Here is a 26,812-nt window from a genome sequence, read left to right on the forward strand (position 1 = left end):
AATTTTCAGCGGCCGGCGCTACTCGAAGTCTTTTCCGCGAGAAAAAATAGAACCATTACCAGGAGAATGTGCTCACTGAGTCCTTCGATTTGCGAGCCGAATCCGGATTGCCTAGGTCACGAAAATAGGAGGTAGGACGAATTCATAGGGCATGATCCAGCAGATCTAAACGTGAGCGGATCAAGTATTGATAAGTGATACTGGCAGCCGCACCCTAGAAATCTCTTTAGTCTTCAAAGCATTTTAGCTGGTGCCTGGAATCTCGACCGTTAGACGATCGAGAACTAAGCTTTTACTCGGGCATGGTCGACGAGTTATTTGCCGTCGAAAAGTTCAATCTCAAAAATCAGATCGGCTTTAGCAGGGATCTGGGGCGGTCGGCCCGCCGCACCGTAAGCCAGATCATAAGGGATGTACAACCGGCGAACCCCGCCCGGCTTCATTCCGGGAATACCGACTTGCCAGCCCTTGATCAGTCGATTCAGCGGGAAAGTCGCTTTTTGACCTCGAACTACTGAACTATCGAAGACATTACCGTCTTTGGTCCAACCCGTATAGTGGATCGTAACGGTAGCCCCCGCTTTGACCGCGTCGCCTTTTCCTTCTTTGACATCCCAGATTTTCAAGCCATTGCCATCTTTCAGTTCTTTCCATTCTTTGGAATCCAAATCGGGAAGCTTTGGCTTATCCTGATTGAATTCTTCGGCAGAACTGCAGCCGATGGAGAAAATGGCGAGAGCCATTACTGATAGCGAAGCGAATAACCAGATCTTCATTTCCGTTATCCCAAGTAAAAATAGAGTGCTCGTAAAAATAGAGCGCGTTCTCAAAAGCTTATCAAAGAAAACCCCGACGAGAAAGATGGCAAATATTAGTTTCGGAAACCATTGGGATGTTTTCGATGCCAATTCCATGCCGTCTCTATGATCGTTTCAATGTCGAGATACTTGGGCTTCCAACCCAATTCCTTCATGGCTTTTGCCGGATTCGCCACCAGCTCCGCCGGATCACCGGCTCGCCGTGGGGATTCCTTGTACTTTACTTTCTTTCCTGTCACTTTTTCCGTCGCGGCAATGACTTGCCGGACACTGTAGCCCTGTCCGATCCCCAAATTCACCTTAATTTCCTGCCCCGGTTTCAAGATGTCCAGAGCAAGAATGTGCGCCTGCGCCAGATCGTCGACGTGAATGTAATCCCGAATGCAAGTCCCATCGGGAGTGGGGTAATCGGTGCCAAAGATCTCAATCTCTTTTCGCTTTCCCAGAATCGTTTCCAGAATTAGCGGGATCAAATGCGTTTCGGGAGAATGGTCTTCTCCAATGCTGCCATCGGCGGCGGCTCCGGAAGCATTGAAATAGCGAAGAGCGGCATAACCTATCTGATAAGCCCGAGCATAATCGCGAAGTACCTTCTCCACGATCAGCTTCGTTTCCCCGTAGGGATTGATCGGATTTTGAGGAGTATCCTCGGTGATCGGAACCCGGTCCGGAGTTCCATAAGTGGCGCAGGTGCTGGAAAAAACAAACTTTTTGATGCCCTGTTTACGCACGACTTCCAGTAATGAGAGCGTATTCACCACGTTATTCTGGTAGTACTTCGCCGGTTCGGTCACCGACTCTCCGACGAAGGCGGAGGCCGCGAAGTGGATGACGCCCTCGATGCGATGGATCATAATGGCGTGATCGAGTCGATCCTTGTCCTTCAGGTCCCCAACGATCAGGCAATCGGGTGAAACCGATTCCTTATGCCCCATGCTGAGGTTGTCGTAAACCCAGACTTCGTAACCCTGATTCTGCAGCAATTTTACGGTGTGACTGCCGATGTATCCGGCTCCGCCAACTACCAGTACGCGATGCTTCATGACGGCTCTAATCAAGTCTCGACGCGGGAATTTCAGAACCTAGAAGATGATAGCTTTTCGCACTCTGAAGACCAACAGCAGTCTGTTCCCTGTCAAAACAGGTAAATTGCGAAGTCGCAAACAATTCTCCCGATTCTCGTGATACGATCAGAAAATTGGTCCGATCTGAAATCCCGATTGATTTGATTCATGCCGGAACAAATAGTTCATTTGTTGTAGATAATACAATCCGCTTACCTTACTTGAGGTTTGCATGAATCGCGACACCCATTTGCGTACTTTACCTCCAATGAATTCCGCACTCAAAACGGATCTGCACGAGACGATCAAGCTCAGCGGCCCCGCCCGGGAAACGCCAGTCGATCTGAGTACCCGCGCCAACGTTTCCACCGGGGACGAATTGTCCGATTATCCGCCCTGGGAAATTGGGCATTCGATCAATGGGTATGTGATCACCAACTACGTCGCAATTAAAGACCATCACCGCATTTATCGGAGCATTCATCCGAATCTGCGAATTCCAGTGATAATGAAATGCGTTTCCTCCCGGGAACCGCTGATGCGGGAAACGCTCATCAAGCATCTGAGCAACGAGCGCGACATTCTTCGCACCATGAATCACAATAACATTCCTCGACTCTGGGACTACCTTGAGCACGAGGATACGCCGATTCTGGTGATCGAATTTATACCCGAGCAATCTCTGAGCGAATTGCTTCGAAAAGACAAAACGCTTCCACCCAGGAAAGTCTTGCGGATCGCTAAAGAGATCAATTATGCTCTGGACGCGTTGACGCGGCAGCAGATCATCCACCGGGATATTAAACCCGGAAATATCATGCTTCCCCCCAACGGGCAGGCAAAACTCATCGATTATGGACTCTCCGTAATCCGAGACGAGGAATATACTCCGGTTCCCATGGCGCAATTCCAAAACGTCCTGGGAACGGCCGCGTACATGTCGCCAGAACAGATTGAAAATAAAGAGCTGGACCATCGTTCGGATTGGTATTCACTGGGTGTGACGCTTTACGAGTGCTTGACGGGCAAGCTCCCCTTCGAAGGGACTGACCGCAACCGTATAGCTCTGCGGCATATCCGCGAAGTCCCCATCTCGCCCTGCTCGATCGACAAATCGATTCCGAAAACGGTGTCCGATTTCGTGATGAGAATGTTGAACAAGCGGCCGGACGACCGGATGTCCGATCATAAAACGGTCGATGCGGAGATCAATGCTCTGATGCTCACCTGTGAAATGCAGCGAACGACGACGATTTTGTCTCATTGAGAAATTCGGCAAGTTATCTCCTTTCTGACGCAATGAGTCTTCGACTCAGGCGTCCTATTCGGGGCGGAATCATTTGCTTCGGCGCTCACAAACCGCTAACGTGGAGTTGTGAGACCGCTCCGGAGTATTCCTCATGTACCATCGACTATTCTTCACGACCCTAGGGGTATTTCTCCTCTCCTCCCGCCTATTATGCGCCCAGGATGCCGCCCCCCTGGCCAATGCCAATTCCTTGCTACAGCATGGCAAATGGGATGAAGCGAGAAAGGCCTTTGAAAATTTGGCCAAAGAGCCCAAATATCAAGCCGCGGCCAACATCGGATTAGCTCAATCCTACCGGATGGTGGGAGATTACGAAAAAGCCTTGACCCTACTCGCCACGGTCCGAAAAACGATCGATTCCTTGGATCTGGCCGCCGCGGAAGGCGATTTGCAATATATGCTGGGCCGCTGGTCCGAAGCTCAGAAAACCGCCGAAGAGATACTCGCCAAGGATAAAAATCATTTCCAGGCGCGATGGATTCAAGCTCGGATAGCTCGCGATAGCGGTAAACTGGATCTGGCCGAAAAGGACGTGCGCTGGTTCGTTCGCGAATACACCAAGGCCAGCAATGAAGACAAGGATATCACCGATACCGACAAACTGTTAATCGTCGGGCAGGCGGCAACGGAAAATGCCCGTTGGAAAGGATTGAGCGATCAATTTCGATTCATTCTCAACGAACTTTATGCGGACATTTTGAAGATCAATCCGGATGTCTGGGAAGCTGAGTATCAGGCCGGGATTTTACTGCTCGAAAAGTACAACAGGCCGGAGGCCATGGAAGCTTTCGACAAAGCTCTGAAAATCAATCCCCAGTGTGCGGAAGCACAAGTTGGACGCGGGATGGTCTTCCTGCAGCAGTATGAACTCAAAGACGCCGAGGAAGCCGTAGAAAAGGCGCTGAACATCAATTCCCGCCTACCCTCGGCCTGCTGCTTGAAAGCGGACATTTTGATGATGTCAGACGATTATGCGACGGCGACTAAATTCCTGGAAAAAGCGGTGGCAACCAATCCGAAATACGAACTCGCTCTCGGGCGATTGGCCGCTTGCTATTATCTGCTGAATCAGACGGAAAAGGTGAACGCGCTGGCTAAACAGGTGGAGAGCTTCACTTCTAAACCGGTGAATTTTTACTACCAGTTGGCCCATGCTCTGGAGGAGCGTAAGAGTTTTAAACCCGCGGAAGAATACTACCGCAAGGCAATCACCTATGGCGAGCAGTTTCCACAACCGCGAGCGGGCCTGGCCATGCTGGAGTTAAGACTCGGCCAGGAGACGGAAGCCCGCGATTTACTCAATAAATCGTTCGAGGCCGACCGCTTCAACGTTCGCGTTTCCAACATGCTGAAAGTCCTCAAACACCTGGATAAGTACGATACGCTACAAACCAAGCACTATACGATTCGCTTCGATTCCAAGACCGATAAAATCCTGGCGGATTTCATCGCGGATTATCTCGAGGATACCCACACGAAACTGGCCATCGAATTCGGCTACGAACCGAAAGAGCGAATTTTAGTTGAACTGTTCAACAGTCATGAAATGTTCAGCGGTCGGACCATCGGGCTGCCGGATTTGCATACCATTGGAGCTTGTACCGGCAATGTCGTGACTATCGCTTCCCCCCGAGCCAGGGGATTGTTAAAGCCATTCAACTGGGGAAGAGTCATACGACACGAACTGGTGCACGCATTCAATCTTAATCAGACCGATTATAAAGTGCCGCACTGGTTGACGGAAGGACTGGCGGTTCGCAACGAGAACCCGGTTCGCCCCTATACCTGGAGCCGGGAGTTACGCCGAGCGTTTGAGGCCAATGAACTCATGAATTTGGATTCGATTACGCTCGGCTTCGTCCGCCCCCGGTCGCAGGATGAATGGATGCTCGCCTATTGTCAGAGCAACCTTTATGTCGAATACGTCCGGGAAAAATTTGGACCTCAGAAAATCGGCGAGATGCTGTCCGCCTATCGGGAAGGTCTGGATACTACCGCTGTCATTCGGAAGGTTTGCGGCGTAGGCAAAGCCGAATTCGAGGCAGGATACCGGGTTTATCTGAAAAAAATCGTGGCGGATATTCCGCCGCTGATGACCAAGGTGGAACCGGAGATGAGTATCGAACAGTTGGAGGAGGCTCGAGACAAATCGCCAGAGGATTTGAATGTCGCGGCCAAACTGGCGGAGCAGTACCAGAAAAAAGAGCGACCGGCGGATGCCCGAAAGCTTGTGGAGATTGTTTTAAAGAAAAAAGCCGACCATCCCATTGCTCTGCTTGTGAAAAGCCGCTTGCTCGAGGCTTCCGGTGATAGTGCCGCTGCGAAATCGCTTCTGGAAATTGCCCAGAAAGACAATCCGAAAGATGTGGGGATACTCCTGGCCTTGATCAAGGCCTACCGGGACGGGGATGATACGAGCAAAGCGATCGTTTTGCTGGAAAAAGCTCGCAAGGAGGCCCCGCTCGATGGAAATTGGCTCGAACAACTCTCCCAGATTTACTCCATGCGAATGGAGTTGGATAAATTGGCGGACGTGCTGCAGGAACGAGTTCTTTACGAATCTGAGGATCTGGAGGCCCGAATTCAATTAGCGAGGGTCTATCTGACGGGAAAAAAATATGCGGACGCGGAAAAAGCGGCAAAAGAGGCTCTGCGAATCGATGTTTTGAACGCCGAGGCTCAAAGAATCGTATTAACAGCACTTCGCGAGCAGGAGAAGGATATCGAAGCCAAGGTACTGGAAAAAAGGTTCGGCCCTCCGCCGGCCGAGAAAGATCAGAATTGAGTGATTTGGAATCCGGCCGGGATATCGAGAAGGTGCTAAGATAGTCAGAGTGAAAAACGGTAACGTCGAATCTGTTCGCGATTGGAATTTGACTAAGTTCCAGCAATTCATCCGCGATGCGTATGGGGCCAAGGATGCCCGACGCGGAATTGATGGGACATTTATGTGGTTCATGTCCGAGGTGGGTGAACTTGCGGAAGCGTTAAGAGGCCAGCATAAATCCGAGGAAGTCGCCAAAGAATTCGCCGATGTGCTCGCCTGGCTGGCAACCCTGGCTAACATTGCGGGGATAGATTTAAACGCAGCTATCGAAATGAAATATGGTCGCGGGTGTCCTTATTGTGAGAAGATACCCTGTCTGTGTAGTCCGACGGAGAAACCCTGATTCTTCAGGTACCGCATGAGATATCCCAAAAGGCCTACCTTATTCCGCCCGGCGATCGCGCTTCGCGGCTTACTTTCCCTTTTTTTCGTGCTCGGCAGTGTTTTGCCGGTAGTCGCTCAGCAGGAAACTGAGGTCGACAGCGGTAAAAACAGCCGATATCCGCTTGCCATCCGCCGCGTCCAAGTCGGATTACCCGCTGGTGCATATTCGGGGGAAAACGACCGTGACGGCGGCAAAATGAACATTTTCAAGGCCGGGAGTTGGGCTCCGGTCTGGGTCTGGGTCGATTGCCGGAAAGAATACGAAAACAACGCGGTTCTGGTGGTGGAAACAACCGATTCGGATGAAAATACTACCGTGGCGACCTATCCGATGCCGCACTTTCATGCGGGGGAATCTCGCACCGGATATGAACTCGGGGTTACGCCTTATCTGAAGCCCGGCAGCTACTACTCCGAAATCCATGTGAGTATTCGGGACGCTGATCGGGGCACCGATTTGGCAGCTTCCGTCAATAAGAACATTGCGGCATCCCAACAATCTCTGACCAACATCCTGAGTATCGGATCCTCCCTCGGAGGATTTAAATTGGCAGAAGTTAAGTCAAATAATCCCAATGACGAAGGGGTCGATAAACTCCGCAATGGCTGGGTGCAACTCACCCAGTGTATCGAAGCCAATCAACTGCCCGATAACTGGCTCGGTTATAAAAGCGTCGATCTGGCAATCCTGACGACGGGAAGCGATAGCACCGATTTGAAATTTTTCACCACATTGGGAAAAGACAAAGCGAGGATCTCAGCGCTCCGAGAATGGGTGATGCGGGGAGGAAAATTGCTGGTAAGTGTGGGTTCCAATCCCGAAGTCCTCGATTTGATTCCCGAAATTCGCGACATTCTGCCCGCGGTGATCCCCAGAAACTCCAAACACCTCGTAAATAACGTCCGTCTTCGATGGATCAAAGGGGATCTGAACGAAACGCTGAATTTCGGCGAAGATCGAGATGAAAAAATCTCCCTGACGAAGCTGGAAGCGCGGCCCGAAAAACCGCTGCAGGTCCTCATGCCCTGGAGCGACAAGCCGGATGCCATGAGCTCCCCTATTATCGTCGAAGGCAGCTACGGATTAGGCAGAGTGCTGGTGAGTTCGCTCGATCTGGAAAGGCCGCCGCTCTCCATTTGGAAAGAGCGTGCCCGATTCTGGGAAGGATTGCTTTCGGCCGCGGGAGTAACTTTGCCGAGTCTGCAGGAAAGTCAGATTGTCGGACGTTACAACAGTGAAGATTCCGAGGCTTTTTCCAACAGATTTCAGTCCGCACTCGATTATTTTGAAGGCATCCCGGTCGTTTCTTTCGGCTGGGTGGCCCTGTTCATTTTCCTGTACATCCTGTTGATTGGGCCTATCGATTATTTCATCCTCAAAAAGGGTTTTCGACGACTTGAGTGGACCTGGATTACCTTCCCTTTGATCGTGATTTCGGTTAGTGCCATTGCTTACTACGCTGCGTACGCAATCAAAGGGCGGGACATGAAGGTCAACAAGATTGATCTGGTCGAGATTGATCTGAACACGAAAAGAGTCTATGGCACCACCTGGTTCTCGATCTTTTCTCCACGGATTCAAAACTACACGATCGGTGTGGAACCCCGCTCGGACTCGATTGGCGATACTCACTGGACAACTCAACCTGCCTCCGAATCCCTCCCCAATACAGTTGTCTCGTGGGTGGGAAACAATCGCTACGGACGTGAGACTCTCCTTCGCCGCAGTTACAATTTCGTTTCCACAACTAGCGAAACCGACGCCTCCCGCATCCGGTCTGCTGTGGGCTTGCAAGGAGTGCCGATTCCCGTCTGGTCGACCAAGGCCTTCATGGCGGAGTGGATGGTTCCCCTCGATGAAAAGCGACCGCTTGTGGAAGCGGAGTTTCGTCGCACGGCCGGGGATGCCGGTGTGATTATCGGTAAGTTGAAGAGTAATTTGCCCATTGCCAAGCTGGAAGATGTGCACCTTATCCATGAAGGGAAAGATTACGCACTGGGCACGCTCGAAGAGGGTGTGGAACGGACCGAAACTCTCAGCGTTAAAGCCAATAATCCCGACGCCGCCAACTGGTTGAAAAATGATTCGGGACTGGAAACGGATTTGAATCGCCAGGTGAATCCCGGCATGAACCGCTTGGGTATGGAGAATTCTGTAGTCTTTCGCGTCTGGCCGTTCTTGTTCCATGATCTCATGTTCGGTAAGCAGACCCGGTCCCGAAATGCCGGTTACCGTTATCTCGATCAGTCCTGGCGCGTGGATAGGGACCACAATAATGAGGTAATTCTCTTCGGTCGGATGAAAATCACCGAAGGGCCCGCCGAAGAGTGGATGAACAATCCCCAATCGCCTACTCGTCTGTGGCTCAATAGTATTCCGGGCCTGCCAAACTCGAAACCGCGAGAGGAATTGCGCGGTTCGCTCCGGCAGGAAACCTGCGTGATGGTTATTATTCCCGTTCTCCCAGCTAAGAAATAACGGAAACTTCTATGATCGAAACTCGCGATTTGACGAAACGCTACGGGGAACTCTATGCCCTCGATCGCCTGACTCTGACCCTGCAACCTGGGGATGTCTACGGTTTCATCGGTCCCAACGGGGCGGGTAAAACCACAACGATGAGAATTCTGGCTACCCTGCTCAATCCGACGTGGGGAGAAGCGAGCGTCTGCGGCTACTCCATCTATACCGGTTCGAAAGAAATTCGTCGAGCGATTGGCTACATGCCGGATTTTTTCGGCGTGTACGACGACATGAAAGTGATCGAGTATCTCGAGTTTTTCGCGGCCGCTTATCGGATCAAAGGACCGGAGCGACACAAAAAATGCGAGCAGGTTCTGGATCTGGTAGATTTGGGTTACAAGCGCGATGCCCTGGTCACCAGCCTTTCCCGCGGTATGACGCAAAGACTAGGTCTTGCGCGCGTTCTGCTCCACGAACCTCAGGTCTTGTTGCTGGATGAACCGGCCAGCGGTCTCGATCCCCGCGCTCGCATCGAAATGCGAGAATTGCTCAAAGAATTGCGCAATATGAAGAAGACCATTCTGGTCAGCAGCCACATTCTTCCCGAGTTGGCCGACATCTGTAACAAAATCGGCATCATCGAACGCGGTAAACTACTGTTCAATGGCGATGTGGACGCGGCCATTTCGCAGGTGCGCCAAAAGCACGTCTACCTCATCGCGGTTGGCGATGGTTTGAATGAAGCGGCTGCGAAGAAATTGGAATCCTGGCCAGAAGTGGCCAAGGTGGAATTCGTCAATGCCCTGGAACCGATGAAAGTCACCCTTCACGACGGTCAGGATGATGGTAGCTTTCTGGCCGAGCGACTGATCGCCGAGCGGTTCAAACTCAAAACACTCAAGGAGGAGGAAATCGACCTCGAAGACGTGTTTATGGGTATTACCAAAGGCATCACAAATTAATGGAAATCCAGGGGGATCTCTCTGTGAGCAGCGATCCCCTGCACCTTAAGCTTATCATGCGGAGGGACGGCTGCTGCGAAATGCCAATAGGACGTCGTGTAAATCCGAAGAGATGCTCACTTCGTCATCCAGGAAATCCTGGAGCCACGTGAAGTGTCTTCTTTGGGCCAGGGCGACCAGCGGAAGCAGGTCTCCCAGTCGAATATGAATCTTCTCTTCTGGAAGTACTTCAAATTCCGGTTCTTCAAAACTTCGATAAAGCTTCAGTTGCGCTGCCACGGTGAATCCTCCTGCGGCTTAGCCCTCTGGGCGTCGAGTCGGGCAGGAATATATCAATTCCCAAAAACTTTATCGGTCGGCCGTGCGAACCAGCTTCAACAAACTGTCCAATCTTGTAAAAGGTCCTTCTCGAAAGGTATCGAATCTAACGATCAGTCCACGTTTGAGCGTTAGATAAAACAGCCTGTGTGCAAAATTTACTGGATGACATTCGCATGAAGAAGAAAGTAGTAGTCCTTGGGGATGGTGCCTGGGGAATTGCGATTGCCTGGTTGCTCTCTCATCGAAGTAATCTGGAAGTTTGGATCTGGTCTGCGCGCCCGGAAACCGCTGCCTTACTCTGCAAAACGCGAGAAAATACCAGAGTTCTCCCCAACTTTCGAATCCCGGAAACCATTACGTTAACGGCGGACATCACCCAGGCCGCGAGGGACGCAGAGCTTTTGATCTCGGCAATTCCCACCGTCTATCTTCGAGCGACTATTTCGCGCTGGCAGAACCACTGCCCTCCTGGAACGTCGCTCCTCAGTTTGACTAAAGGCGTGGAGATAGAAACTTTCCGACGACCCAGCGAAATTCTTCAAGAATTGCTCAATCCCGGTCGAATCGCCGCATTGAGCGGACCGAGTCATTCCGAGGAAGTTATCCATGGGCTCCCGACTTCGGTTGTAATTGCCGGTCCGGATCCAACTTTTAACCAGGAACTGCAGGATCTCTTCGCCTGCGAAACCTTCCGCGTTTACACCAATACTGACCTGATAGGAGTGGAACTGGCCGGCGCCCAGAAAAACGTCATTGCCATTGCCGCGGGTATCTGCGATGGACTCGGATTTGGCGATAATGCGAAAGCCGCACTCATCACCCGCGGCCTCGAGGAGATGGCTCGCCTCGGTGTGGCGTTAGGCGCTGGAATAGAGACTTATCGGGGGCTGGCGGGAATCGGCGATCTTATTACCACCTGCTACAGCCCGCATGGCCGTAACCGAGCGGTGGGAGAGCGGTTGGGCCGCGGAGAGAAAATTGAGCAGATTCTGGCAAGCTGGTCGAAAATCGTCGAGGGGGTCACAACAGCGCAAAGTATCAATCAACGCGCTCAGCAGATGGGGATCGAGATGCCCATTACGCATTATGTGGACGCCGTTTTACACAAAAACAAATCGCCTCGCGACGCAGTGAGCGAACTTATGACCAGACGAAATCGGACGGAGCGATGAAACTCGATATCGCTTTTAAAGAGTGGGCGACCATCTGCACAGCTCTGGGCACAGGCCGGCAGTCACTGATACTCCGAAAGGGCGGAATCTCGGAAGTCGGGGGAGCTTTCCTGCCGGAACATAGCTCCTTCTGGCTTTATCCCACGTTTTTTCACCAGCAGATCCAGAGAACTCGATCGCTCGGTAACGGCTTCCTTCCGCTTCTGCAAGCGCCTAATCCCGGATGGGTACCGATCCAATATCTGGCGGAGGTTCAGCAGATCTTTTACTGCAAAGATCTTGATCGACTTCTCGAACTAAAAGAATTCTACTTCTGGACGACTCAGACTGTTGAGGAGCGTTTCAATTATCGGTGCCAAGGGCTTTATCTTCTATTGACGCGCATAAAGCGACTACCGGAACCGATATTGATTTCGGAAGAGCCCGAGTACGCCGGTTGCAAAAGCTGGGTGACTCTTAAGGACAAAATTGTGATTGAACGAACTTCAAACGTGCTGTCGGACGAAGAGTACCATCCGGTTGCAGCCAGGATATCAGAAGTCCTGGGCAGATCGTAATCAACCCGAACTCAAAGTGCCGCGTCGAATGGGAATCGTCTGTTTGACCGCAGGCAGTTCGAAAGAGGACATAGTTCGCGTGAACTTACTCGTCGGGCCGAAGCCTAACGGCAGTGTATCCTGAACCGAAACGCTGGCCATCGTATCCAGATTAATATCGCTGTGACTGGAATATCGCGTTCCCGGCAGTTCGTTATCGGTAGGAGCGCTGATCGGGGTCAGCCATGGCTGTAGAGCCGTAAAAACATCGCCCGGCGTCGAATAACGCTGCTCCGGTTTCTTCGCAAGCATCTTCATAACCACATCGCAAACACCCGAAGGTATTTCCGGATCGAATTGCGATATGGGTTTGGGAGCTGTTGTCTGGTGTTTGATTAGCTTCTGGGCCACTGTGCCATCCGGAAACGGAGGTTGGCCGGCCAGAAGGAAGTAGAACGTCGCCCCCAGGCTATAGATGTCCGCCCGAATATCGACTTGGGAAGCATTCAAAGCCTGCTCGGGAGCCAGATAGTCGGCCGTGCCCAGAAGTCCGCTATTGTCTCTGGAGGAGCCCAGAACTTCGTGATCAGTCGATAAACGGGCCAGACCGAGATCGAGGATTTTTAACACGCCACGACGATCGATGAGCAAATTGGCCGGTTTAATATCCCTATGTACTAGGCCAACTTCATGCGCGTGATGCAAACCGGAACTGGCCTGAGCCATGTAGTTAACGCAACGCAGGAAATGGATTCGGCCATTATCTTCGATCAGTTTTTGAAGATTGGTGCCTTCGACGTATTCCATAACCAGAAACGGAACGGACCCATCCCAGTCCACATCGTGCGCTCGAACGATATTGGGATCGTTCAGCATGGCAACGGCGCGCGCCTCTTTCTGGAAGCGGTCCAGCAGAACCGGGTTCTGACACTTTTCGTTACTGAGTACTTTGATGGCTACGCGGCGTCGCATGTGCTTGTGTTCGCACAGGTAAACCGTACCCATTCCACCTTCGCCGAGCAGATCGAGAACGCGATATTTACCACCGAGGGTGAACTTTTGATTTCCGCCCTGCAATAGAACGCGAGCCTGATATTCAGTCAGCAGCCCGTCGCAGATCAGCAACTGGGCGCACTCCATGGCATCTGCCGGTACGAGGCTATTGGCTACGAGGTTTTGGGCATAGGCTTTTAAGCGATTGGCATCGTATAGATCACTGGCTACGACCAGACGCAGCAAATCATTCGCCGATTTGGGAATCTGCTGCATTAGTACGAACCCTCGCCTTCCAACAAATCACATAATACGGATAATGCACGGACCTTCCGCGACATTGCGTTCCACTTATCCGTCGTGGATATATAGAACTAAATCCACGGGGGTGCAAATCCTCACTTATTCAGATTTGTTCGCAGAGCATAGTTTTACTATCCTTCAACTTACCCAAATTAGCGGTCGTTGTGCCCCGGCTGGATCGATCCCGAATGGTCATGGCCAAGTTGGCGACAGTCGATTTTTGATGCATCGAACTGGCGCTCCGCAGAAGGAGCAGATTATTCGCCGGCAATTCCTCTTCGGTCGGCGGTGGTACATCTCGCAACCAGGGATTGAGTGCTTCGACCACTTCCCAAGGAGTTTGAAAGCGATCGTCGGCATTCTTGGCCAACATGCGATCGATGACTTTCGATAAGTCTTCGGCGATGTTAGGACGCAGACTAAATACCGGCCGGGGTATGGCCGACTGGTGGTAAATGAGTTTTTGAGCTACGCTGCCGTTATTAAATGGAGGTTGCCCGGTCAGCAGGAAGTAGAACAGCGCTCCGAGACTGTATATGTCCGCTCGGATGTCAACGCAAGAATCGCGGGCCTGTTCCGGTGCCAGATAATCGGCGGTACCCATCACCTGGTTGGAATCGAGTTGCCGGGTCAGGCGTTCGGAATGCTGCGAGAATTTCGCCAAACCGAGATCGAGAATCTTAATCTGGCCGGTCCGCTCCAGCAAAAGGTTGCTCGGCTTAATATCCCGGTGTACCAGACCCGATAGGAAAGCGTGTTGCAAACCGGCTGAAGCCTGAGCCACATAATTCACGGCCCGCTCGACGCTCAACGGCCCGATATGATCTACCAGATTTTGCAGGCTGATGCCGTCTACGAATTCCATCACAAGATAATAGACCGGACCATCGCGATCCACATCGTGAGCCCGGACGATATTCGGATGATCGAGCCGTGCAACGGCCTGAGCTTCCCGAACAAATCTCTCGATATTTCCGGGAGAAAGAGACTTCTCGACCGGTAGCAGTTTTACTGCCACCCGGCGTTTCATATGTCGGTGTTCGCAGAGAAAAACGGTACCCATACCGCCTGCACCGATGTGCTCTAAAACTTTGTATTTGGACCCGATGAAAAAATTTCGCCACTTCCCTTGGAGCAGAAGTTTGGTTTGAAAAACCGTGAGCAGTCCTTCTTTTACAAAAAAGGCGGCAATTTCACTCGGAGTGGCCTGCTGAGGAAGAGTCTGATTCAGCTTGGTGCTGAGATCGGCGAGCTTGAACTTATCGATCAGTTCGCTCTTCTCGACGAGGGCGACGAATTCAGCGGGGGTCTGCGGTACAGACATTTATAAGCTTCTCCCCGTTAAGTTGATGTGCATCTGGGTCTCAGTCGCTCAATAAATAAACGCGCGGTGAGCTAAGAAATCCCACCCTGTTCAATTCTCTAGCATCGAAAATTCCCACTGTGCGCGAAGCATGGAAAATTAGCCTTTTTTTTCGAGGAATTCCTACGGTGCTGCTAAAAATTTGCTTCTGGAGATCGAGAATCGCAGCGGGATTTAACGCCGGGCGTAATAATTTCCTGCCAGCCGTTGAATTGTCTTTCGCATTTCCATTTTCATGAGAATTCCACTCAGACGGGAAATGGGAATCTGGGAAAAATGGGACACCTCGTCGACATGTCGATTCTCCTCGAGGAATTGCCAGATGCGAACCTCTTCTTCTGAAAGGCCTTCCGGAGGACCGGCTTTAGGCAAATCTGCAGGATCTGCATTCGCCAAAGACATTGACTCTTCGCCGAGCTGGTCGTCCTTGAACAGCGAATACCGTTGGACGCTCAATTCGTTGAGATCCTCAAGCACATCGTCTATTCCGCGAACCAGTCGCGCCCCATCGCGGATCAATCTTAAACTTCCCGCACTGGTCATCGCATCTGCATTCGCTGGCACTACGAGCACGGTTCTATCCTGCTCGGCGGCATGACGAGCCGTAATCAGTGCCCCACTCTTCTCATTCGCTTCGATGATAATCACCGCTCGCGACAGACCGCTGATGAGGCGGTTGCGATTGTGGAACATCCCGCGTTGAGGAGCAAGTTTCATGGCCGTTTCGCTGATCAGTGCTCCCTGCATCGCGACTTGAGAAGCTAATGCCGCGTGCTCCGGCGGATATATTTTTGAAAGCCCCCCGGCCAGAACGGCCAAAGTTCTTCCCTTCGCTTCGAGTGTGGCTTGATGAGCAAAGCCATCGATGCCGCGTGCCAAACCACTTACGATGGTATAACCGGCTTGCGACAAACCCACGGCCATCTTTTCCGCCATCTTTCGCCCGTAAGTGGTGCATTGGCGCGATCCGACAATAGCCACAGCCCGGTCATCGGTGGAAAGCAGCTTTCCTTTGACGTAAAGCAAACTGGGATAATCCGAAATGGTTTTCAATCGAGATGGATAGGTCGGTTTATCGTAAGAGACTAGACTAACTTCCTGACGAACCATCTCCTCGATTTCGTTTTCGACGGCCACCTGGGAGAATGCCATCGCCAATTGACGGGCAGTCTTAACGCCTATCTGAGGGACGGTTTGCAACTCTTCCACCGAGGCGGCGAGTACTCGAGTTGCCGATCGGAATCGTTCCAGAAGTGTTTGGCTGAGGCGCGGACCGATGCCGGGTACCAGGCTGAGAGCTAGCAAATCTCGTTCTTCAGAGAGCATTTTAGGGCTCGGGCAAGTGCTTCAGGGAATCTTCCAGCACTGATTTTATCCGGAATGGGAAATAAATCTTGATCTGAAGCCCCGGATACGCCAAAATAAAAATACCTGCCGATGTACACGTTTCTGTTTTCTCCTTCTCTGCCAGGAGGCTTGAGATGCGCTTCGGATCTCTCCGTGAACTTTCCCTTTGTCTAATCACAACGCTCGGACTGCCCACGGCATCCCTATTGGCTTCTGAAGTGACCAACAACTTGGACCCGACCCAGTTCAAGTCGATCGAAATCTATCCCAAGTCGGTGACTCTCCACGGGGCCGATGATGCGGCTCAGCTGATCGTCACGGGAATCACTCAGGACGGCCGATCGCAGGACCTGACCTCGGCGGTCGAGTACAAAGCCTCCGACTCCAAGTTGATTCGCATTAACAGTTCGGGTCGTGTGATTCCGGTGGCGGATGGCAAAACAGAAATTTCGGTGCGTCTCGGAGACAAAACGGCCAAACTGGACGTGTTGGCAGAATCGCTGAACGCTACCCTACCGATTAATTTTGCCAATCAGATCGTCCCGATCTTTACCAAACAGGGTTGCAACTCCGGCGGTTGTCACGGCAAAGCCAGCGGTCAAAACGGTTTTAAGCTTTCGCTCCTGGGTTTTGAACCCGATATGGATCTGGCGTCACTTATTAAAGAAGGCCGAGGCCGTCGGGTCATGCCGACCTCTCCCGATCAGAGTCTGCTGCTTTTGAAGGGAACCGGAGCCGTCGCACATGGCGGCGGTAAGAAACTAGAACCCAATTCCGATGAGTACAAACTGATTCGACGCTGGATTGCGAGCGGTATGCCGACAGGCAAACCCAGCGATCCCGTTGTTACCAAAATCAGCGTGTTTCCCGAACATCGCGTGATGTCCCGTCAGAACTTGCAGCAGTTTGCCGTTTATGCACATTATTCGAATGGGCAGGTGGAGGATATAACTCGTCGGGCCCAGTACGACAGTAATGATCAGGAAATAGCCACTGTAGACGCCGAAGGACTGGTTCGCACCCTCGCTTTGAGTGGTGAAGCCACGATCATGGCCCGCTATCAGGGGCACGTGGCCACCTTCCGGGCCACTGTACCCTTAGGATTGAAAACTCCAGACGTCAGTTTCGTTAAAAATACATTTGTCGACGAGCATACTTCCAAGAAATGGAAAGAGCTTGGGCTAGTGCCTTCCGATCTGTGCACGGATGAGCAATTTGCCCGCCGAGCGCACCTCGACATCACCGGCACCCTGCCCACCCCGGAGCAATTGAAGAGCTTTCTCTCCGATAAAGATTCCAAAAAGAGAGACAAGCTGGTCGACAATCTACTAGAAACTCCGGAGTACTCTTATTACTTCGCCAACAAATGGGCCGACATCCTTCGCGTAAAACGTGGCAAGGACGGCGGTTCCAATCGGGCCTCGGGAACCTACTCGTTTCACAATTGGATTCGAGAAGCTATTGCTTCGGATAAGCCATACGATCAATTCGTATCCGATATCCTGTCGGCCACGGGAGATGAGGAAAAGAATCCTCCGGTCGTCTGGTATAAGGATCTGAAGCAACCCGAACAATTTGTGGACGATACGGCCCAGGTATTCTTGGGGCTGCGGATTGCTTGCGCGAATTGTCACCACCATCCGTACGAAAAATGGAGCCAGGACGATTACTGGAGCTTCGCGGCCTTTTTCGGCAACTTAGGTCGAAAGCAGATCGCGATTCCCGGCCGCGATCAGAATCGGACTATAGACGTCCTTTACACCAGGGGAAATGGTTCGGTGACCAACAAACGCACCGGCAAAGCCGCTCCGATCAAGCCGCTGGACGGCGAGTTGGTCTCTGTAACATCGCATCAGGATCCCAGACGGGAGTTGGTCAACTGGATGATTGCCCCGCAGAATCCATTCTTTGCCCGAGCGGTCGCAAATCGATACTGGGCTCACTTTTTCGGTCGTGGAATCGTTGATCCGATCGACGATATGCGAGTGACAAACCCTCCTTCGAATCCGGAGCTTCTGGAGGCTCTGTCAAACTATCTAGTGACGCAGAAGTACAGTTTAAAAGAACTCGTGAGAGCGATCTGCAAGAGCCGTACTTATCAGCTTTCTTCGATCCCGAACGAGTTCAACAAAAATGATAAGCAGGCCTATGCCCGCTATTATCCCAAGCGTCTCCCTGCCGAGGTTCTGCACGATGCGGTCTGTCAGGTGACTAACAGTCCTGCAAGCTTCAGCGGCCTCCCAGCTGATAAATTTGCTCCTAACCGGGCGATCATGCTGCCAGACGAATCTTTCACTTCGTATTTCCTGGATGTGTTTGGACGTCCGCAGCGCATTAGTGCCTGCGAATGCGAACGGGTCAGCGACGCCAATCTGGCTCAGGCATTGCACCTTCTTAACTCAGACGAGATTCAACAGAAACTGGGACGAGCCGGAGGTCGCATCGCCGAACTCGCTTCGGCCAAGGACACCCGAAAGGATGAAGAGAAGATCGAGGAGCTCTTCCTGTGGACGCTGGGCCGGAAGCCAACGGAACGGGACATGAAAACGGCCATCGATCACCTGAATAAACCGGAGCGGCTTTACAAGCAGGTGGTAGAAGGTTTATTTATGGCGAAACTGGGGCGAAAACCGACTGATGCGGAAATGGTCATAGCCCAAAAGAGAATGAATAAGTCCGAGCAGACCAAGAAAAACTCCTATGAGAATATTCTTTGGGCGTTATTGAATACCAAAGAATTCATTTTCAACTGGTAGTTGATATTCCCTTTTTGAGCAGAAGGCCTACCCGAAAAGCAGGCCTTCTTTGTTTGCCCAGGGTCCCAGGTTTGGCAATTTCGCCGCTTAGCGGCTGTTTCTTCTCACCTTTCATCCTGTCTTGACCGAAACTTCCTGGGAAGGTATCAGGAAACTAGGAATTTTTTGACTCAGCGAGCATCGACCGCTAATGGAGTGGCGAACCTCTCATCTTCGTGTCTGGCGGGGTCCGGAAGTGGAACCAGCGAACGATTTCGAAGACGACCCTTATCCCGACTCGGATCGAGATACCCGGGAGAAATACGCCTATGAACTCGCGATGAGTGAGACCTGGCGTCGGTTTTCGAATCGGCATCGCAAGTCCGATCTGGAGCCCTTCTCTTTGCCCTGGTTTGACTCGGTTAACGAAAAGAGATATATTCGCCACGCTTCCTGGATCCCCCGTCTTTTCGAATTTGCCCGGCATAAAGGCGAGCGCGTGCTCCTTTACGGAACCGGGCTTGGCTCGGATGCAATTCAATATGCGAAGAATGGGGCAAAATTGACGGTTTGCTCTACCGATAAAGTCCATCTTCACTGGACCCGCAAAAATCTCGATCTGCATAAGCTTTCCGCCACCATGCAATTTTGCCGTCCAACAGAACTGGCGATTGCAAGCGATTCGGTAGATATCGTCACGCTCAGCTTCTTCAACGAAGTACCGGAGCCACTAGCGCATATCCTGGACGAAGCCTGGCGTGTTTTACGCCCCGGCGGGAAAATTATTGCGGTAGTACCAGCCCGTTACGGTGCGGGGTTCTGGCGCAAAGTCCTGTGCTTCTGGGAAAGCTGGTTTAAGAGCAGCCGGAATTCGCCGAAAGCCAACCCGACTTATCGCGGCACGGATCTGAAGAAATCCCTGGAGAATTTTGAAGTTCGGCGAATCACCAAGCGGCATCTCCGGCGATCAGACATGCCGTCTTTCCTTCGTTGGGCCTATTTCCCGGTACTGGAAAGACTATTTGGGCAGATTTTCGTCATTAAAGCTATCAAGCCTATCCGGGCGGCGCTGGCCGATATGCAAGCAGCTTGATGGGTGAAATTTTGTAAAGATATTTCATTTCTGTATCCCCTTCATTTCACGCCCACGGTAAAAGTGAACTACATTTCCATCTGAACTGTTTTCAGCTCACTCTTTCGAAATTGCCTAAAATCGGGTAGGTTGCGATGCGCTTTATTATCGCGGATGAGTTTTACGAACAGATGAAGCAGATGGATACCCATACTCCAGACTGCTATGTTCGCGAAGGAGAATATCTCCACCACATGTACATTGATGGGGTGAAGTATACCGTAGCTCCCGCTCTAATCGATTGCATCAAGCAAGCCGAGGAAGAAGGAGATCGGGAAGCGCTTCAGCATCTGTTACTGCATAAAGTCCACTACGATCAGCTTTACAGGGATGCCATCAATCGCGGTGGGCTCGAGGGTGTAACTTTGCTCGGGGATGCTCCACCCGATGACGATGAAGCGGTGCCGCAGATATCCAACCCCTTCGTCCCCCGTCAACCGGCTCGAACCGAAGATCTCGGTTTGCCGATCCCTTTCATATACGACTCCATTCTGCGAACCATCTACACTCGGGGTCAGCTGACCGGCAGCGACCTGTCTAACGAACTCTGCGTACCCTTGTCGTCGATTTCCGGCGTGCTCAGCGCCATGCGAAAGCAGACGCTCGTGGACATCGTCGGACAAAAAGGCAATAGCGGCGATGCCTCGTTCATCTATGAAATCAAACCGGGAAAAGGCACCTCCGCGGTTCAGGACGCACTGAGTAAGACGACTTACGTCGGTCCCATTCCCGTACCGTTTGAAGACTATATCGAATCCGTTCTGGCACAAAGCATCAAGAAGCTGGTGGTCACCCGGCGGAGTATTCAACGGGCTTTCGAAGATCTGATCATTTCAGACACCGTTTATAACGAAATCGGACCAGCGATCAATTCCGCGTCGTCGATTTTCTTCTTCGGTTTCCCGGGCAACGGTAAGACGAGCATCGCAGAACGGATTACGCGACTCATGGGCGATACGATCTATCTGCCGCATGCGATCGAAGTGAATGGCTCGATCATCCGATTGTTCGATCCCATTCTCCACCATTTGGTGAAGGCGGAAGGCGATCAGGCGATCGATTCCCTGCTGCGCCGATCCGACTTCGACAATCGCTTCGTCCGTGTGAGGAGGCCGACGATCGTGGTCGGGGGCGAACTCGCCATGAACATGCTCGACCTCCAATATAACAGCGTCGGCAAATTCTACGAAGCCCCGTTGCAGATGAAGTCGAATGGCGGCATTCTGATGATCGACGACTTCGGCCGACAGCAAATCCGACCGATGGATCTTTTAAACCGCTGGATCGTCCCGCTGGAGAAACGCTACGATTACCTGACCACGGTCAGCGGCAATAAAATCGAAGTGCCATTCGATCAGTTATTGATTTTTTCGACCAATCTGGATCCCAACCAGCTGGCGGATGAAGCTTTCTTGCGCCGCATCAAATTCAAGATTGAGATTCGCGATCCGGATGAATCCCAGTTTCGCAAAATCTGGGAGCTGGTTTGCAAGGCTCGACGCGTCGATTTCGATATCGATGGCGTCAACTATCTGATCGAAAAATGGTATCGGCCGATCAAACGCCCTTTCCGAATGTGCCAGCCGCGAGATATTCTGGACCAAATGATCTCCATAGCCAAGTACAATATGGAACGGATCAACTTTAGTCCGGACCTGATAGATGCCGCATGCCAGACGTATTTCGTGAGCGAACTGAAAAAGAATTTCGGATCCCAACTGAGGACGAATTAAAGACTCTTTCTTCCCAATTCAAGCGGGAAGCTCTTCAAGCAGGTTTCGAACTCGCCGGGATCGCTGAAGCCACAGCGGCAGACGGGTTCGATCGCTTTTCGGAATGGCTCGATGCGGGCCACGCCGCCGGGATGTCTTATCTGCACAAGCATCGCGAGGCCCGCCAGCACCCCCGGAACATTTTCCCGGAAGTACGCTCTATCCTGATGCTCGGGATTTGCTATGCGAACATTCCCACTCCTCCTAGCCGTCCCACGATCGGTAGAGTCGCCCGTTACGCTCAGGGGCCGGACTATCACGATTTTTTATGGGACAAGCTGAACACCCTGCTGGCAAAACTGCAGAGGATTCTGCCGGGATTGCAGGGCCGAGGGGTCGTGGATACCGCCCCACTGTTGGAGAGAGATTTTGCCCGTCGTGCTGGGCTCGGCTGGTTCGGCAAGAACACGATGCTGATCAGCAAGAAACGGGGAAGCTATCTGTTGCTGGCGGCCCTGCTTCTGGATGCTAAACTCCCTTCTGATGTGCCACACCTGCAATCGCATTGTGGCACCTGCACCGCCTGCCTGGATGCCTGTCCCACCGATGCCCTGCTTTCACCTGGTACGCTCGATGCCCGGAAGTGCATCAGTTACCATACGATTGAATCCCGGGATACCATTCCCTTGAATCTCCGCGAATCGATAGGGGACTGGCTGTTCGGCTGTGATATCTGCCAGGAAGTCTGCCCTTGGAATCGGAAGTCCGATTCCTTTTCGTTACCGCATAATCCCGATCTGGAAGTGTTGGATGCTCAAGAGTTAGTTGGATTGACCCAAGAAGAGTTTCGTCGGCGATTCCGGCTCACCCCGCTATCGAGGCCCAAATGGGAAGGATTGCGAAGGAACGCACTGATTGTGCTGGGGAATACCGCGGATAACAAAGTGCTACCGCTGCTAACACAAATTTTTTCCGAAGAGAGCGGAATGCTCAAAGAAACGGCGGAATGGGCAATTAAGGAAATTAATACACGGACTTGCAACGCGCGAGGAGCCTCTAATAAGGAGACTTCCGAATAATGGGCAGACCCGGGATCGAACCGGGGACCCTGCGATTTTCAGTCGCATGCTCTACCTGCTGAGCTATCTACCCTTTCGTTACGTTTAGATAGGGTTTTTAAGCCCTATCGTCAATGGTTCTTCACACAGGATCGCACAAAGAGAGCGATTATCCCAACCCTCCTCCCCCCGGACGAAGGAATCTCAGCATCTGTGCCGCGCCCGCCAGAACGAACATCCCCAGGAACAACAAAATCCACATCTTGATGGCCGCGACCTGGAAAAGCACGGTGACTATCGAGTGATCGAAAGCCTTGGCGGGTGCCTGGGCGCGACGAGTTTTCGAATACATCATCACCTCGGCTTCCGACGGTTCTTTTCTTTTAGAAACTACCGACTTCACCGGTTCAATAATCTCGGGAGTCGGCTCCACATCGCTTAACTGCAGGCCGAGTTCCTCGGCCTCCTCAGCCGTGAGATCGACTTTTCGTTTTCTCACCGGTAATTCCAGGGGAACATCGTCATTCCAGGGGGTTGGCTCTTTGAGGATTTCCCCTTTCACCCTTTTATCGCCTTTGGTCTTCTCTCGCACCGGTTCCTCTTCCGGAATCGCGGGTAGTTCACCGTCCCAGTCGCTCAGTTCAGTACCATAATTGCTCTTCCAATACTTGGGCTCGCTGGGAGGTTTGTTCTCGGGAGGTGACACCGGTTTCACCGTCTCCCAAGTAACATCGTAACCCACCACTGGGCCATCGATAGCCCCCGTCAACGGCGTCATCTGGCTCGGCTGTATAAAAGGAGGAGCCTCCTGCGGTACTTCGGGTTCAACTTTCTTCTTCTTTTTTTTCTTCCTCCTCTTTCCCGAATATTCGATCTCCCGCAATTCGATTCGGTCGTCTAAAACCTCATAACCCTTGGTGAAGGTGAGTAAAAAGCCGTAGCGGCCAGCCAGGCGTGCATAAACTATCCAACCTGCGGCCGCGAGGGCGGAAATTGGTAGGATCCTTGCGATGCCCGCGTCACGACCCACTCCGAACACCAGCCAACTGAAGAAGGCCGCCAGCGGCACCGCACCGAGAATATAGAAAGCGATCAACGAAAAAAACTTCTGCGGTAAGCGGCTGAGTAAATCCAGCGAGATTGGCATCCAGGGAGATCGGCCGGTTAAGGAGGATAAAATTCCGATGGGGAAGAGAAGCCAGAAAAGTAACAGCCCTTCAACGAGTTTCGGAACCGACTCGGTTTTTATAGCCAGCATCGCCAGGATCACACCCGGTAAACCCCAGGTGAAAACCATAAGCGCGAGCCAGAAAATCTTCCAGAAATAATCGGCGATGGCTTCGGAACGCCAGGTAATCTGTGACGCCCCGGCGGCGGTATCTTCGAAAACGATCAGAAAACAATGAGCCAGCATGATGCTAAATGCGAAGCCCCATATCCAGACGAAGGCCAGAGTGGGGACAAATAGGAATGCTTCAGCCATGACCTTTTTCTACTAAACGGGGATGTTGAATCGCTTCACCAGTTTTTCGATTTCCTGCCGCAGGAATCGGAAGGAAGGAATAACAAACAATTTATCCTGCATGCGCGAGGGATCGTAGTCGGTTTCGATCACTTCGTCCGTGACAAAAGGTCTATGAATCACGTCTTTCGAAAGCGAAAATGGAATCTCGCCGGTGGAGGATAAGATTCCTGCGCCGAACACCTTGACCTCCCCCTGCTCTTCAATCAGACCAAATTCCACGGAGAACCAGCTAAAGCGTTTCAGAGCCAGTACCTGATCGCCTTCCATCGTCGTCGAAGCCGCCAGGCCGATCAGAGTCAGCAGCTCGGCATAATCCTGATTCATCAGCGGCGGCACGTGCCCCAGGCAATCGTGAATCATGTCGGGTTCCGGGGTGAACTCCGGGTGCGAACCATGCCGGATGAATTGAGTTACTGGAAAGCCGCGCTGACCGATGTACTTGTAAAAGGTGCGATAGGGAATCGGTCCCTCGGCCGGTACCAGATGCATTCTCGTGACCCGATCGACCTGCTCACTCAAGAGCCGTAATTGGGGGATTTCCTTATCGGATATTCCGAGCTGCCTTTTGGCTTTCAGGTAGATTTCACTGGCGTGTTGAATGTGCAGTTCATCGAGCTTGGGACTAACCTCCTGCCAGATGCGGGTTTCTTCCTCGTTATACTCGATGATCGGTGGACCCAGATTTTCCAGCCGGTGCTTCCGGCAGAGCTGAAAGAGTTGTTTCCGACGTTCGATGTAGGCGGCATCTCCCAATCCCGGATGACCCGCCTCCAGCTCCAATTCCGTTGCATCTGCAGGAACGATCATGGAATTTGGGTCGAGTGGAACGCCATATTCAATCAGAGGTGGTTTCATGGCTATGTTCCCAAGGATCGCTTAAGAAATTGCTTATACTCTATTTTATCATCGAAGTGAATCGCAAAGTGATTCCCCGCAAAACTTGCGAGGGAATTTTTTCTTTATCTTAATCGGGCGAGTCGCCGAGTCATCAGTTCTGAACCAGATCCAGACGGGTAGCCGCGGCCGCCGCTTCCATCTCGTCGCCGAATTTTCGCAGATCCTGCGTAATCCGCATCGAACAGAATTTCGGACCGCACATTGAACAGAACTTGGCACTCTTGAAAACTTCCTGGGGCAAAGTTTCATCGTGCATGCGTCGGGCTGTTTCCGGATCCAGAGAAAGCTCAAACTGCTTGTTCCAATCGAACTCGAAGCGGGCTTTCGACAGTGCATCGTCCCGATCGCGGGCTCCCTTCCGGCCGCGTGCAATATCCCCGGCATGAGCGGCGATCTTGTAAGCAATCACACCCTGACGCACATCGTCCTTATTCGGCAAGCCGAGGTGTTCTTTGGGTGTCACGTAGCAAAGCATAGCCGCGCCGGCCTCGGCCGCCAAAGCCGCACCAATGGCCGAGGTAATGTGGTCATAACCGGGAGCGACATCCGTGACTAATGGTCCGAGCACATAGAACGGGGCTTCATGACAGAGTTCGCGCTCCTTTTCGACATTCATTTTGACCAGGTGCATCGGAATATGACCTGGTCCTTCAATCATCACCTGGCAACCGTGCTCCCAAGCCTTCAGGGTCAATTCGCCGAGAGTTTTCAACTCGGCGAACTGGGCTTCGTCGTTGGCATCAGCCAGACATCCAGGTCGGAGTCCATCGCCCAAGCTGAAGGTTACATCGTAAGCCTTCATGATCTCGCACAATTCATCGAAGTGCGTGTACCACGGATTTTCCTGATGATGCGCGACCATCCAGGCAGCCATTAGTGAACCGCCCCGGCTCACGATTCCTGTCACGCGATTGCGAGCCATCGGTACATAACGCATCAGCACGCCCGCGTGGATGGTCATATAGTCAACGCCCTGCTTGGCCTGGTGCTCGACCATGTCCAGAAGCATGCGCGGCGTAATATCCAGCGGATCTTTGACATTCTGAATGATCTGATAAACGGGAACTGTACCGATGGGGACTGGTGAAGCTTCAATGATCTCCTGTCGGATGCCATCGATGTTGCCGCCGGTGGATAGATCCATCACCGTATCGGACCCCAGGTGGACCGCCATGTGAAGTTTTTCGAGCTCGTCTTCAACTTTGCCCGTGACGGCCGAGTTGCCGATGTTCGCATTAATTTTGCATTTGGAAGCGACCCCGATGCACATCGGTTCCAGCTTTTTGGAAAGGTGGTGGATATTGGCCGGGATGACCATTCGGCCGCGCGCGACTTCAGAGCGAACCAGTTCCGGTTCGAGATCTTCGCGACGGGCGACGAATTCCATCTCGGGAGTAATCTGGCCTTTGCGGGCCGATTCGAGTTGCGTCATTGTACTTTCCTGCGGAATTGGCTAATCGAAGTGGAAAGAATCGCGAAAAATGCGACGCTTCCCCACGCCGGTATTAGCCGGATCGGGTACTTAGGGTTTGCTCTCAGCCCAAAAAAAGGGCACCCCTAGCGTTATCAACATCATAGCCGAGTTCAGGTTGCGGACAAGGTTCGAACCGGTTTGGAGCGGAAGTCTCGCACAGGAATTTCGCCGGGGGAGTATGGCATTGAAGGTGAACGTGAGGAGATTTTGTAATGCCTTCCAGGGAAAGGTCATCAGATCATCAAATTTCCTATAGTGGAAATTGGCATTTTGATGACCTTAGTCTATTTCTCGGGAGTTTTTGATCTTTCGGTGGATGAGACGCCGACCAAAAAATCAGACTCAAGACTATTTGATTATACCCGATTTTTGACCGGGGCGATAACTGGTTGTGGTGTTGGGAAAAGAGGTTTTTT

The 26,812-nt window shown here is 52.1% G+C and carries 20 protein-coding genes, 1 tRNA gene and 1 riboswitch; of the genes, 11 read left to right on the forward strand and 10 right to left on the reverse strand.

The annotated features are described in order from the left end of the window. Nucleotides 1-314: 314 nt before the first annotated feature. Together KIH39_RS26790 and galE are read right to left on the reverse strand one after the other, a co-directional pair. The gene (locus KIH39_RS26790) at nt 315-776 is read right to left on the reverse strand and encodes an FKBP-type peptidyl-prolyl cis-trans isomerase (protein ID WP_315852412.1); all 462 of its coding nucleotides are present in this window, start codon (nt 774-776) and stop codon (nt 315-317) included. A 95-nt stretch (nt 777-871) separates the two neighbouring features. Next, complete coding sequence (galE, locus tag KIH39_RS06820; protein ID WP_213498529.1) at nt 872-1,861, reverse strand: UDP-glucose 4-epimerase GalE; 990 nt, start codon at nt 1,859-1,861, stop codon at nt 872-874. A gap of 253 nt (nt 1,862-2,114) precedes the next feature. Here galE and KIH39_RS06825 point away from each other — a divergent pair, with 253 nt between their 5' ends. The 5 genes from KIH39_RS06825 to KIH39_RS06845 all read left to right on the forward strand — a co-directional run bounded on the left by KIH39_RS06825 (nt 2,115) and on the right by KIH39_RS06845 (nt 9,828). Next, a complete protein-coding gene (locus KIH39_RS06825) occupies nt 2,115-3,149 on the forward strand; it encodes a serine/threonine protein kinase (protein ID WP_213498530.1) in 1,035 nt (344 codons plus the stop codon). 133 nt (nt 3,150-3,282) lie between these two features. After that, nucleotides 3,283-5,976: a tetratricopeptide repeat protein gene (locus tag KIH39_RS06830; RefSeq protein WP_213498531.1), complete on the forward strand. Its 2,694-nt coding sequence runs from the start codon at nt 3,283-3,285 to the stop codon at nt 5,974-5,976. A gap of 49 nt (nt 5,977-6,025) precedes the next feature. After that, complete coding sequence (locus tag KIH39_RS06835; protein ID WP_246539573.1) at nt 6,026-6,361, forward strand: MazG nucleotide pyrophosphohydrolase domain-containing protein; 336 nt, start codon at nt 6,026-6,028, stop codon at nt 6,359-6,361. Nucleotides 6,362-6,376: 15 nt separating this feature from the next. Beyond that, entirely contained in the window at nt 6,377-8,881 is a 2,505-nt protein-coding gene (locus KIH39_RS06840) for a hypothetical protein (RefSeq protein WP_213498532.1), read from the forward strand. 11 nt (nt 8,882-8,892) lie between these two features. After that, complete coding sequence (locus tag KIH39_RS06845) at nt 8,893-9,828, forward strand: ABC transporter ATP-binding protein (RefSeq protein ID WP_213498533.1); 936 nt, start codon at nt 8,893-8,895, stop codon at nt 9,826-9,828. A gap of 54 nt (nt 9,829-9,882) precedes the next feature. Here the strand turns inward: KIH39_RS06845 and KIH39_RS06850 are convergent, their stop codons facing one another. Next, nucleotides 9,883-10,107 (reverse strand): hypothetical protein, encoded by a 225-nt coding sequence (locus KIH39_RS06850; RefSeq protein WP_213498534.1) that lies wholly within the window; start codon nt 10,105-10,107, stop codon nt 9,883-9,885. A 215-nt stretch (nt 10,108-10,322) separates the two neighbouring features. Between KIH39_RS06850 and KIH39_RS06855 the strand changes: the two genes are divergently transcribed. Beyond that, nucleotides 10,323-11,321: an NAD(P)H-dependent glycerol-3-phosphate dehydrogenase gene (locus tag KIH39_RS06855; RefSeq protein ID WP_213498535.1), complete on the forward strand. Its 999-nt coding sequence runs from the start codon at nt 10,323-10,325 to the stop codon at nt 11,319-11,321. Next, complete coding sequence (locus tag KIH39_RS06860; RefSeq protein WP_213498536.1) at nt 11,318-11,878, forward strand: DUF1802 family protein; 561 nt, start codon at nt 11,318-11,320, stop codon at nt 11,876-11,878. Before KIH39_RS06855 ends, KIH39_RS06860 begins: the two co-directional genes overlap by 4 nt. Here KIH39_RS06860 and KIH39_RS06865 read toward each other — a convergent pair whose 3' ends face one another. From KIH39_RS06865 to dprA, 3 genes are all read right to left on the reverse strand, one after another. Further along, entirely contained in the window at nt 11,879-13,126 is a 1,248-nt protein-coding gene (locus tag KIH39_RS06865) for a serine/threonine protein kinase (protein WP_213498537.1), read from the reverse strand. Between the two features lie 130 nt (nt 13,127-13,256). Beyond that, entirely contained in the window at nt 13,257-14,477 is a 1,221-nt protein-coding gene (locus tag KIH39_RS06870; RefSeq protein WP_213498538.1) for a serine/threonine protein kinase, read from the reverse strand. Between the two features lie 213 nt (nt 14,478-14,690). Next, on the reverse strand, nt 14,691-15,842 hold the full coding sequence (gene dprA, locus KIH39_RS06875; protein WP_213498539.1) for a DNA-processing protein DprA: 1,152 nt from the start codon (nt 15,840-15,842) through the stop codon (nt 14,691-14,693). Nucleotides 15,843-15,997: 155 nt separating this feature from the next. Between dprA and KIH39_RS06880 the strand changes: the two genes are divergently transcribed. The 4 genes from KIH39_RS06880 to queG all read left to right on the forward strand — a co-directional run bounded on the left by KIH39_RS06880 (nt 15,998) and on the right by queG (nt 22,521). Next, nucleotides 15,998-18,619, forward strand: a complete 2,622-nt coding sequence (locus KIH39_RS06880; protein ID WP_213498540.1) for a DUF1549 domain-containing protein — start codon at nt 15,998-16,000, stop codon at nt 18,617-18,619. Nucleotides 18,620-18,854: 235 nt separating this feature from the next. Continuing rightward, the gene (locus KIH39_RS06885; RefSeq protein WP_213498541.1) at nt 18,855-19,691 is read left to right on the forward strand and encodes a class I SAM-dependent methyltransferase; all 837 of its coding nucleotides are present in this window, start codon (nt 18,855-18,857) and stop codon (nt 19,689-19,691) included. 134 nt (nt 19,692-19,825) lie between these two features. After that, nucleotides 19,826-21,463, forward strand: a complete 1,638-nt coding sequence (locus KIH39_RS06890; protein WP_213498542.1) for an ATP-binding protein — start codon at nt 19,826-19,828, stop codon at nt 21,461-21,463. Next, nucleotides 21,400-22,521 carry a tRNA epoxyqueuosine(34) reductase QueG gene (queG, locus tag KIH39_RS06895; protein ID WP_213498543.1) on the forward strand — a complete coding sequence of 374 codons (1,122 nt, stop codon included), beginning with the start codon at nt 21,400-21,402 and terminating at the stop codon, nt 22,519-22,521. The genes KIH39_RS06890 and queG overlap by 64 nt, the downstream gene beginning before the upstream one ends. On the opposite strand, the gene KIH39_RS06900 is transcribed toward queG, so the two are convergent. From KIH39_RS06900 to thiC, 4 genes are all read right to left on the reverse strand, one after another. Further along, a tRNA-Phe gene (locus KIH39_RS06900) sits at nt 22,522-22,594 on the reverse strand. Nucleotides 22,595-22,669: 75 nt separating this feature from the next. Continuing rightward, complete coding sequence (locus KIH39_RS06905) at nt 22,670-23,983, reverse strand: hypothetical protein (RefSeq protein ID WP_213498544.1); 1,314 nt, start codon at nt 23,981-23,983, stop codon at nt 22,670-22,672. 12 nt (nt 23,984-23,995) lie between these two features. Beyond that, on the reverse strand, nt 23,996-24,880 hold the full coding sequence (locus KIH39_RS06910; RefSeq protein WP_213498545.1) for a hypothetical protein: 885 nt from the start codon (nt 24,878-24,880) through the stop codon (nt 23,996-23,998). 133 nt (nt 24,881-25,013) lie between these two features. Next, on the reverse strand, nt 25,014-26,354 hold the full coding sequence (gene thiC, locus KIH39_RS06915) for a phosphomethylpyrimidine synthase ThiC (RefSeq protein ID WP_213498546.1): 1,341 nt from the start codon (nt 26,352-26,354) through the stop codon (nt 25,014-25,016). Between the two features lie 42 nt (nt 26,355-26,396). Continuing rightward, a riboswitch (TPP riboswitch) is annotated at nt 26,397-26,491 on the reverse strand. Nucleotides 26,492-26,812 lie beyond the last annotated feature (321 nt).

Origin of the sequence: Telmatocola sphagniphila, from assembly GCF_018398935.1 — a bacterium.
Classification (GTDB): domain Bacteria; phylum Planctomycetota; class Planctomycetia; order Gemmatales; family Gemmataceae; genus Telmatocola; species Telmatocola sphagniphila.

What these genes read in the sequence shown, in the direction of transcription:
- KIH39_RS26790 (WP_315852412.1), bottom strand. Translation starts at nt 776, where the DNA reads ATGAAGATCTGGTTATTCGCTTCGCTATCAGTAATGGCTCTCGCCATT.
- galE (WP_213498529.1), bottom strand. Translation starts at nt 1,861, where the DNA reads ATGAAGCATCGCGTACTGGTAGTTGGCGGAGCCGGATACATCGGCAGT.
- KIH39_RS06825 (WP_213498530.1), top strand. Translation starts at nt 2,115, where the DNA reads ATGAATCGCGACACCCATTTGCGTACTTTACCTCCAATGAATTCCGCA.
- KIH39_RS06830 (WP_213498531.1), top strand. Translation starts at nt 3,283, where the DNA reads ATGTACCATCGACTATTCTTCACGACCCTAGGGGTATTTCTCCTCTCC.
- KIH39_RS06840 (WP_213498532.1), top strand. Translation starts at nt 6,377, where the DNA reads ATGAGATATCCCAAAAGGCCTACCTTATTCCGCCCGGCGATCGCGCTT.
- KIH39_RS06845 (WP_213498533.1), top strand. Translation starts at nt 8,893, where the DNA reads ATGATCGAAACTCGCGATTTGACGAAACGCTACGGGGAACTCTATGCC.
- KIH39_RS06855 (WP_213498535.1), top strand. Translation starts at nt 10,323, where the DNA reads ATGAAGAAGAAAGTAGTAGTCCTTGGGGATGGTGCCTGGGGAATTGCG.
- KIH39_RS06860 (WP_213498536.1), top strand. Translation starts at nt 11,318, where the DNA reads ATGAAACTCGATATCGCTTTTAAAGAGTGGGCGACCATCTGCACAGCT.
- KIH39_RS06865 (WP_213498537.1), bottom strand. Translation starts at nt 13,126, where the DNA reads ATGCAGCAGATTCCCAAATCGGCGAATGATTTGCTGCGTCTGGTCGTA.
- KIH39_RS06870 (WP_213498538.1), bottom strand. Translation starts at nt 14,477, where the DNA reads ATGTCTGTACCGCAGACCCCCGCTGAATTCGTCGCCCTCGTCGAGAAG.
- dprA (WP_213498539.1), bottom strand. Translation starts at nt 15,842, where the DNA reads ATGCTCTCTGAAGAACGAGATTTGCTAGCTCTCAGCCTGGTACCCGGC.
- KIH39_RS06880 (WP_213498540.1), top strand. Translation starts at nt 15,998, where the DNA reads ATGCGCTTCGGATCTCTCCGTGAACTTTCCCTTTGTCTAATCACAACG.
- KIH39_RS06890 (WP_213498542.1), top strand. Translation starts at nt 19,826, where the DNA reads ATGCGCTTTATTATCGCGGATGAGTTTTACGAACAGATGAAGCAGATG.
- queG (WP_213498543.1), top strand. Translation starts at nt 21,400, where the DNA reads ATGCCAGACGTATTTCGTGAGCGAACTGAAAAAGAATTTCGGATCCCA.
- KIH39_RS06905 (WP_213498544.1), bottom strand. Translation starts at nt 23,983, where the DNA reads ATGGCTGAAGCATTCCTATTTGTCCCCACTCTGGCCTTCGTCTGGATA.
- KIH39_RS06910 (WP_213498545.1), bottom strand. Translation starts at nt 24,880, where the DNA reads ATGAAACCACCTCTGATTGAATATGGCGTTCCACTCGACCCAAATTCC.
- thiC (WP_213498546.1), bottom strand. Translation starts at nt 26,354, where the DNA reads ATGACGCAACTCGAATCGGCCCGCAAAGGCCAGATTACTCCCGAGATG.